Here is an 8,909-nt window from a genome sequence, read left to right on the forward strand (position 1 = left end):
AAAAAATCTCTCTAAAAATAACTGACCATCACTTCTTTCTCTACCACTAATATATTCCCGACAATAGTTAAGAAAACCGTGGATACTTTCTGGTGTAGCTGGCATAATAATATCGTTTATGAAAAATTATCTTGTATTAATTATAGAAGCTATTTGATACCTTTGCTCGTGATTAAATTTTTGAGTTGTTAGTCGTCTGTGAAATAGAGGCAATAATAGTTGGCATAAAAGTAAAAGCATTTAGATGTTAGAGCAATTCTACTAAAGGAATAATATCAATAGAAGTATCAACAAAGCCTGTCAAAATCATAAATCCAAAACTCTTCAAAATTACAGAGAATTACATACTTTGGTCGCGGTGTTAAATTTCTAGCATATTCCCAAGCTTGACCGTAATGTTTGTGGAGATTTTTTATCTGTTTAGATTTCATTTCAACTAACACCGAAGCTAGATTTTGACGCGACCAAAATAAATCAGCAAATCCTGTTTTCCCTGGCGACTACCATCAGGAACTACCTCTTCACATTTAGCACCTGCTTCCTTTAAACCTTCATATCCAAATGCTTGAAAAAATCTATCTAAAAATAACTGACCATCACTTCTTTCTCTACCACTAATATATTCTCGACAATAGTTAAGAAAACCGTGGATACTTTCTGGTGTAGCTGGCATAATAATATCGTTTATGAAAAATTATCTTGTATTAATTATAGAAGCTATTTAGTATCTTTGCTCGTGATTAAATTTTTGAGTTGTTAGTCATTTGTGAAATAGAGGCAATAATAGTTGACATAAAGGTAAAAGCATTCAAACATTCCGGCAATTCTACTAAAGGAATAATATCAATAGAAGTATCAACAAAGCCTGTCAAAATTACAGAAAATTACATATTTTGGTCGCGGTGTTAAATTTCTAGCATATTCCCAAGTTTGACCGTAATGTTTATGGAGATTTTTTATCTGTTTAGATTTCATTTCAACTAATACCGAAGCTAGACTTTCACGCGGCCAAAATANATTACAGAAAATTACATATTTTGGTCGCGGTGTTAAATTTCTAGCATATTCCCAAGTTTGACCGTAATGTTTATGGAGATTTTTTATCTGTTTAGATTTCATTTCAACTAATACCGAAGCTAGACTTTCACGCGGCCAAAATAAATCGGCAAATCCAGTTTTTCCCTTGCGACTACCATCAGGAACTACCTCTTCACATTTAGCACCTGCTTCTTTTAAACCTGCATATCCAAACCCTTGGAAAAATCTATCTAAAAATAACTGACCATCACTTCTTTCTCTACCACTAATATATTCCCGACAATAGTTAAGAAAAGCGTGGATACTTTCTGGTGTAGCTGGCATAATAATATCGTTTATGAAAAATTATCTTGTATTAATTATAGAAGCTATTTAGTATCTTTGCTCGTGATTAAATTTTTGAGTTACGAATAACAAATTACTTATTGCCATAATTATTCAGTAGATTACCAGTGTCTTTTCTCAGGTTTTCAATATACTTTATTAAAGTATATCTACTATCTTCTTCTGTCTCTTGAGAAAAAACATTTTTTAAAGCCTTATCGCAATAATGACCAGGAACAACTTTATTTTTCACATTTTCAANTCTGTCTCTTGAGAAAAAACATTTTTTAAAGCCTTATCGCAATAATGAACAGGAACAACTTTATTTTTCACATTTTCAAAGCCATTTTTTTCAATATTCTTTAATATTAACTGCTCTAAACACCAAACTTTTTCCTGAAGTGACTCTATTACATCACTTAATCCAGAGTTATTTAAACCTTTTAGACACCTTTTATCGCCTGTTAAAAAATAATGATCGCCTCCCTTTTGATTCAGAATACTAACATAACTAATTAAAAGTGCTTCTTCCGGATCGATTGACTTTTTTTTATCGTTACTTTTTTGATTATAGTCAGACAGTTGAAAGTATAACTTGTTCATACTACTATTAAATTTTTTCCCAGAAACAGTTGATAAATTCTCAGTTACTTTTAATGCTTTATTTATATCTTTTTGACTTAGTTCTTGATTACTTCTTTTACGCCTAATTTTCTTTTCCCATCTGTCCTTAAACGTCTCAAGTATTTTGACTTGTTTAGGCTCAACATCAAGACTATTTAAGGTTTCCTCAAATAAATCACAAGTAGCTAGCTTATGAATTATGTCATCATCTAAACAGTAGAATGAAACCTGCAAAATTTAAACTCCTAACACCTTCTCTAAATATTCATAGCTTTCATCATTAAATATATCCCAATCTAACCTATCAGCCAAATATTCATTAATAATCTGTTGACCATTACGTTCCAAATCTAATTTTTTTAAAGCTGTATTAACACAACCCCAATTTCCACTATGCCAACCATAGTTTAGTATGATTGAATCAGGTTCAAGAGTAGGATTTTCTATGGCTTTTTCTTGAGCTTGTTGAATTAATAGTGTGTTGTTATGAATCCTCTTAGATTTTAAACAATTATCATAATTATCTAATAATAACTCAGTAGCAAATTTATTAGCTTGATTTTCTTCTTCATCATTACAGTTAGACTGAATATCTTCATCTACTAAGATACCTTCTTTTAAATGTCCTAATGCTAGATGTCCTAACTCATGTGCTAAATTAAAAGCTAATCTAGCAGAATGTGTCGGCTTTGAACTAATGATAATAACAGGAGATGAAGATTGCCATTGAATTAATGCAGCAAATTTCTTTGTTGATTTAGGAAAATGATTAAAATAAGCAATAATAATCCCCTTACTCCAACAATAATCCAGCAAAGAAGTTAAATTAATTGTTAGAGCATTTATTAAAATTTCTTCCCTAATTTCTTTAACATTTTTAGGTAAATTAGTAAACTTAAGCTCTGTAGCAGATGCAATTAAGTCAGCTACTCGACTTCCTAAAGCTTGAGCTACATGAGGGCGTTCTTTATTCTTACTATTACATTGTTTAAAGTTAGTATGAGGCAGAGGATTAAATCTAACTTCTTCTTCATCGAATAAGGATTTTAAGTCAAGGTTAAGACGATCGGCAATGTAACCTGCACCTTCTAAAACAGCAAATGGTTTACTATTAAGTCGATCATTCCACCAACTCGGTAAACCATTTTCTCTAACATATTTACGGTTTAAGCCAAGTTTAGAAAGTTTAGTATAAAGATGAGACATTGTAAGTGTTTTTGTCATGTTCATTCCTCCTTATTTACTAATTATATCATGTGGGATTTAATAATTATAAATTATGAGGGAAGAGGAAGAAAATTTTTATCACTAATTATCCGGAAATAGTATTATTTACTAATATTTATTGCCTGTGAGATACTTAACAACACACTTCTTATTCTTCAATATTAATATATATGGTTTATAAAAAAAAGAAAAAGTAATCAACTGATATTTATACTAACACTTATGCTAATATATTCTCGACAATAGTTAAGAAAAGCGTGGATGCTTTCTAGTGTAGCTACCATTATCCTTAATCAAAAATTATCTTGAAATAACAATAAATATAATACCACTGTTCGACAACTTTTCTACATTTTATTAGTATGGAAGTTGTATAGAACTTCCCTACTTTATGGGTATGGAATCTCTGTACAGAGAAGTAAACATCAGAATAATTAACACCCACTTTGCTTAATGATTATTAGAAAGGTAAAATTTGGCGATCGCTACAAAATATTTATTAGAGAAATCTAAAATGTTAGAATTTAATCGGCTAAGTTTTTGATGATTTTATACTCCCAGAAAAAATGCTCAGGAAAATCACTCAAATCAGAGAAAATATTTCTAACTCTAATCTCGCTTATCGGAAAAAAATGAATCTCTCATCTGAGCGAAATATCGAAATATTTAACTATCCAGACCAAGTAGAAATAGTTCTCTTAAATCAAATCCAAACTAAGAATAATCAAAACTATCAATATTTGGTGATATTGCTAGAAAAAGGAAACCCTAAATACACGGTTTATGCTGAAGAAAATGAGACCAAAAAATCAATAATTTATGGTTATGATGAAATAATAGATCAACCCAGAAATACTCAGACAAGAGAAAACATTTCTGAATCAGAATTTGCTGAAATTGCTGTAGAATTTATTCTTCAATATATTCAAGAGGAAATAATCAGAAAAACCCAGGAAGAAGAACTTCGTATTAAATCAGAAATTCGGAGGAAAGCTGAGTCAGAAAAACGCATAATTGAAGCTGAAAGACTTAAAAATATAGAGATAGCATTAGAAGAGTCTGGTAGAGATAAAAATCAGCTTCCAGAATTTATGAAGCTGCAAAATCTGATTAGTAAATACTTAGAAGTCAGCTTAGATAAAATAACTTTAGATAGTCATCTTATTGATAATTTAGGATTAACAACTGAGACTAATATTTCTAATACTCCTCTAGCAAAAGCATTGAAAAAAGAATTTCCATTGGAGATGCAAGATAATATGCTTTTTACAACAGTTGGAGAGTTATTGGATTTGATTGTTCTCAAAAAAATGGTTGTTAAATTATTCACTGAAAAGTTTAAATTAGAGTTAGATAAAATTCATCTTGTTGAGTGCAAAAAATTTGATTTGCCGTCTAATCTAAGAATTGCATTTACTCACCTAGATCGACTATTTATAGTTGTGTTGAGTCAAGTTAAAACCAAAAATANTTTTTAAATTAGAGTTAGATAAAATTCATCTTGTTGAGTGCAAAAAATTTGATTTGCCGTCTAATCTAAGAATTGCATTTACTCACCTAGATCGACTATTTATAGTTGTGTTGAGTCAAGTTAAAACCAAAAATAATCAAGAATATCCATCTTTAATGTTGTTTCTAGAAAATTCAGTCCCTAAATATTATGTGTATTCAGAAGAAATTGAAATTGAAAAAGAGTATGGAGAAAATATTGGCGGTATTCCTGTGGGGTACAGAAAAGAGACGATAAAAGCCTATCTTATTAAGGTCTATGATGGAATAGAAGAACAGTCAATAAATAGTCAGATAATAGAAAGTATTGAGGAAGATAAGTTTGCAGAAATAGCATTAAAGTTAATTAGAAAAGATGCTGAGAACAATGCCGATAAACTTAGAAGTAAAGTTTTAGTTGAAAATAAAATTTTAGAAAGGGTTAAAAGAGTAATTAGTCAGGAGTTAAAAATCAATATAGAAAGAGTTGAGCTAGAGACAAGTTTCGGTTTCGATAAACTGGATAATATCAAATTTCAATTGGTATTAATTGAATTGCAAATGGCACTAGAAAAAGAATTTAAGATGCAGTTAGAAAAACTTGAGGTGAATTTACCCGGTAATGATGGGAAATACTCGTGGAATGTTAAAGGAATATGCGACTATATTTGCGATGCAATTATTAATCAAGGCAAGTAATAAAGGAAAGATAATGTGTATTTGTAGAGCTGTCAAACTAGAGTATTAGGTTCATTCAATAATTAATAATTAATAATTACCTCTTCTTATAAATAAGAGGATTGGCTAAAAGGAAGTTTTTTTCTTCTCTTGGTTGATTGGATATGGCGTTAACGAAGTGGCTCTGCAAGAGCGGGAGACCCGCTCCTACGGACCCGCTTCGCTAACGACATCCCATCCTAACGGACTGCTCCGCAAACAACCGCTTTTTTCTTCATGAATGGAGAGGCTTTATACCTTAATTTTTCGGTAAAAATATGCAAAAATATTCCTCTACTTTCCTGCTTTTAAGACTAGAATCAGATTTTTCCCATCATCAAATCTCTCTAAGAAATTAAGTGGGAAAATTTACAAGTACGTCCGCTTCATTTTCTAATGATTTTTCCCTAGAAGCAACACCAGAAACATTTCCATTTTCTCAGGTTTCCATAAATGCTAGTTTTTCCTCATCAAATCTTTCTATCTATACTTTCTGAGTGGAAGAGTGCCAACATTTTCATTCTCTGAAGCACTNTTCCATAAATGCTAGTTTTTCCTCATCAAATCTTTCTATCTATACTTTCTGAGTGGAAGAGTGCCAACATTTTCATTCTCTGAAGCACTCCAAAAAAAATCGCGCCTCGTAAAAGAGAGGGGGTTGCATCCTCACCCAAATTCTGATATTCTAATATTTAGATGGGGTTGTTCGTATATACGCATGATTTTTTATTCAACTAAACTTTCTGCTTGAAAGACAATTTAATACTCAATAATTTCTCCTAGGGTCTGTCATCAATTAGACGTTAAAATCTTTGTCACTGAAGGTTTTTTAGGGTCTGGAGTCTTTTGCTCTCTCTCAAAACTCTTGCCATGTAGACCTTTCAGATTTAATTGATGACACGCTCTAGAAGCAACACCAGAAACATTTTCATTTTCTCAGGCTTCCATAAATGCTAGTTTTTCCTCATCAAATCTTTCTATCTATACTTTCTGAGTGGAAGAGTGCCAACATTTTCATTCTCTGAAGCACTNCTAGTTTTTCCTCATCAAATCTTTCTATCTATACTTTCTGAGTGGAAGAGTGCCAACATTTTCATTCTCTGAAGCACTCCAAAAAAATCGCGCCTCATCAAGAGAGGGGGTTGCATCCTCACCCAAATTCTGATATTCTAATATTTAGATGGGGTTGTTCGTATATACGCATGATTTTTTATTCAACCAAAAAAGTTTAAGCAGCTATAATTAACACGAACTCTAGATAATAATTATTAAAAAGGTAAAACTTGGCGATCGCCACAAAAGATTTACTATAAAAATCGAAATAGTCTACTAATTATTGGATAAGAAAATTTGAAAGTTGATAATAAGTAAGAAGGATAACTATAAAAGCAATTTGACTAAACTCTATGTTAAAAATACAACCATTATTAATTATGACTTCTAGCTTTTGAATTTTGACTTTTAAGCAATTCAATACCACGGGATGTACCTAACCTAGTCGCACCAGCCAAAATTAAATTTGCTGCTTGCTCATAAGTTTTAATTCCTCCAGCAGCTTTAATCCCAACATTAGCCTTAGTTATTTCTTTGAGCAGTTTTACATCCGCCACTGTTGCTCCACCATACCATCCAGTATTTGTGACAATAAAAGCCACACCCGCATCCATCAAAACTTCTGTTACTAACCGCTTTTCCTCTTCAGTTAGTAATGCCATTTCTAGAATAGCTTTAACTGTTTTACCAGTTTCTTCACATATTTCAGCTATTTCTCGATGTAGTTGGTTAGTTTGGCCTGTTTTAATATGAGTCAAATTAACCATCACATCTAATTCTGAAGCTCCATTGTCTACTGCTTCTAAAGCTTCATATAATTTTGTTTTACTTGTGGTTGTACCTGTAGGGAAATTAATTACTGTACAAACGGTCTGATTTTTACTATGAAGTAAATCTACTACTTGTTTAACGTAACAAGGGTATACGCAAACTGACGGAAACCGAAATTTGTCAGCTTCAGTCGAAAATTTTGACAATTCCTCTGGAGTAGCAGTAATAGTTAATAAGGAGTGGTCAATAAAAGGGGCAATATCAATTTCCGGCTGCTCTACAGCCATGGTTTTTTCTCTCTAAAAATATAGGGTTAGACTCGGCAATTAAATTAATATTAAATTTAGCAGAAAATCAGTTATATATAAATATAATTTAGAATTTTTTAGATTTTTTTGATGGTAATTGTAAGGGAGACGCGCCCTGGCGTCTCTGGACAATTTATAGTAATAGTTAAAAGCGTCGCTCATTGACCTACAAGGTCACTAATTTAGGATAGGGATCGCTGAAAATAAATTAAAATTAAAAGCGGGAACGTCTTTTTCTTTGCTTCTGTAATGCCATTGCTTTACGCTTCTTTTTTTCAATTGGCGTTTCAAAGTGACGATGTTTTTTCATATCTGGGAATATTCCTGCTTGAGAAACCTGTCGTTTAAATCGACGTAATGCAGATTCAATTCCCTCGTTTTCTCCTAGTATCACTTGAGTCATTTATGTGTCATCCTCCAATTATTTAGATTTTTTGTGTTTTTTTTGAAGTTAAACTAATTAGTCTCTGCCATTTCTATAAACCAAGACTAGCCTTTTCTGGGCTGTTACTTCAAAAGTTATTAGACATTGTAAGTTTGTTTGCTTTTGTATATTAGCACAAATTATCTATTCTTTATCATAATTTCTAGAATGACTTAACCTCTTGTGACTGTGAAGTGCTTAGGTTAAGTATCTCTAATTTGGATAAATAAATTTAAAATTAGAATCTAGTTTTTTTTCGTTTTTATCGTAACATAGATTTGACAAATTTGGCAAATTCAACCAAATATACTATAAGTATTCAGCGGTCAGCTATTTATTTGAACTTTGAGAAAAAAGCTTTATTGGTTGAGGTAAATTGAATCTTACTATCAAAGCCGAGTTGAAAGGTTATATTCATAGAAAGCTTTTTTAAAAGTTTTTCTTGGGTTTGCTGAGAGATAATGGCTAATAGCTGAATACTTAAAATATACTGAGAAATAGGAAGTTTCAGTTATCAGTTAACAGTACCTTCTACTAAGGTAGGAGTTGTTGAATCTAATTTAATGGTAAAAGGGAAAAAGTAACAGTATAAAAAACATTTCTGTCAGGATTCAAAATTCAGCCTTCAGCTATTAGGTATTAGCTATTAATTCATTGTCTTTAGAGCAGGAATTAGTATTGAGAGATTTCAAGAGAATTAAAAGTATTGAAAAAAAAAATTGACCTAGACCACGAGAAGTTTATATGAATTATTTATGCAGCTAAAAGCTGACTATGAGCTGGCTGAATTATTACACATTTCCTAGTCTAAGATTTATCATCAGTCTATCTCCTAAGCAACTCTCTTTGCTATAGAAAATTACTTGCAAAAATTGTGTTTTTCTCAACTTACTTAATCACAGAAATTTAATTTTATTTCTCTACTAATATAGCTC

The 8,909-nt window shown here is 31.4% G+C and carries 6 protein-coding genes and 1 pseudogene; all 7 read right to left on the reverse strand.

Translation table 11 applies throughout. The features are described 5' to 3' along the window. Positions 1 to 287: 287 nt before the first annotated feature. Positions 288 to 431 (reverse strand): type IIL restriction-modification enzyme MmeI, encoded by a 144-nt coding sequence (locus AFK68_RS22065; RefSeq protein WP_143438138.1) that lies wholly within the window; start codon positions 429 to 431, stop codon positions 288 to 290. Between the two features lie 17 nt (positions 432 to 448). Then, on the reverse strand, positions 449 to 673 hold the full coding sequence (locus AFK68_RS22070; RefSeq protein ID WP_094675114.1) for a hypothetical protein: 225 nt from the start codon (positions 671 to 673) through the stop codon (positions 449 to 451). A 67-nt stretch (positions 674 to 740) separates the two neighbouring features. Then, positions 741 to 872: a hypothetical protein gene (locus AFK68_RS43570; protein WP_256386625.1), complete on the reverse strand. Its 132-nt coding sequence runs from the start codon at positions 870 to 872 to the stop codon at positions 741 to 743. A 145-nt stretch (positions 873 to 1,017) separates the two neighbouring features. Then, positions 1,018 to 1,362 (reverse strand): annotated as a pseudogene (locus AFK68_RS46085) (type IIL restriction-modification enzyme MmeI); the annotation flags it as partial. Positions 1,363 to 2,223: 861 nt separating this feature from the next. Then, entirely contained in the window at positions 2,224 to 3,210 is a 987-nt protein-coding gene (locus tag AFK68_RS22085) for an ImmA/IrrE family metallo-endopeptidase (RefSeq protein ID WP_094675118.1), read from the reverse strand. 3,635 nt (positions 3,211 to 6,845) lie between these two features. Continuing rightward, entirely contained in the window at positions 6,846 to 7,529 is a 684-nt protein-coding gene (gene deoC, locus AFK68_RS22100; protein ID WP_094675124.1) for a deoxyribose-phosphate aldolase, read from the reverse strand. Positions 7,530 to 7,764: 235 nt separating this feature from the next. After that, entirely contained in the window at positions 7,765 to 7,953 is a 189-nt protein-coding gene (rpsU, locus tag AFK68_RS22105; protein ID WP_094675126.1) for a 30S ribosomal protein S21, read from the reverse strand. Between the last annotated feature and the right edge of the window lie 956 nt (positions 7,954 to 8,909).

Source organism: Hydrocoleum sp. CS-953, from assembly GCF_002260545.1.
Lineage (GTDB): Bacteria > Cyanobacteriota > Cyanobacteriia > Cyanobacteriales > Microcoleaceae > Trichodesmium.

What these genes read in the sequence shown, in the direction of transcription:
- deoC (WP_094675124.1), bottom strand. Translation starts at nt 7,529, where the DNA reads ATGGCTGTAGAGCAGCCGGAAATTGATATTGCCCCTTTTATTGACCAC.
- AFK68_RS22070 (WP_094675114.1), bottom strand. Translation starts at nt 673, where the DNA reads ATGCCAGCTACACCAGAAAGTATCCACGGTTTTCTTAACTATTGTCGA.
- AFK68_RS22085 (WP_094675118.1), bottom strand. Translation starts at nt 3,210, where the DNA reads ATGACAAAAACACTTACAATGTCTCATCTTTATACTAAACTTTCTAAA.
- AFK68_RS22065 (WP_143438138.1), bottom strand. Translation starts at nt 431, where the DNA reads ATGAAATCTAAACAGATAAAAAATCTCCACAAACATTACGGTCAAGCT.
- rpsU (WP_094675126.1), bottom strand. Translation starts at nt 7,953, where the DNA reads ATGACTCAAGTGATACTAGGAGAAAACGAGGGAATTGAATCTGCATTA.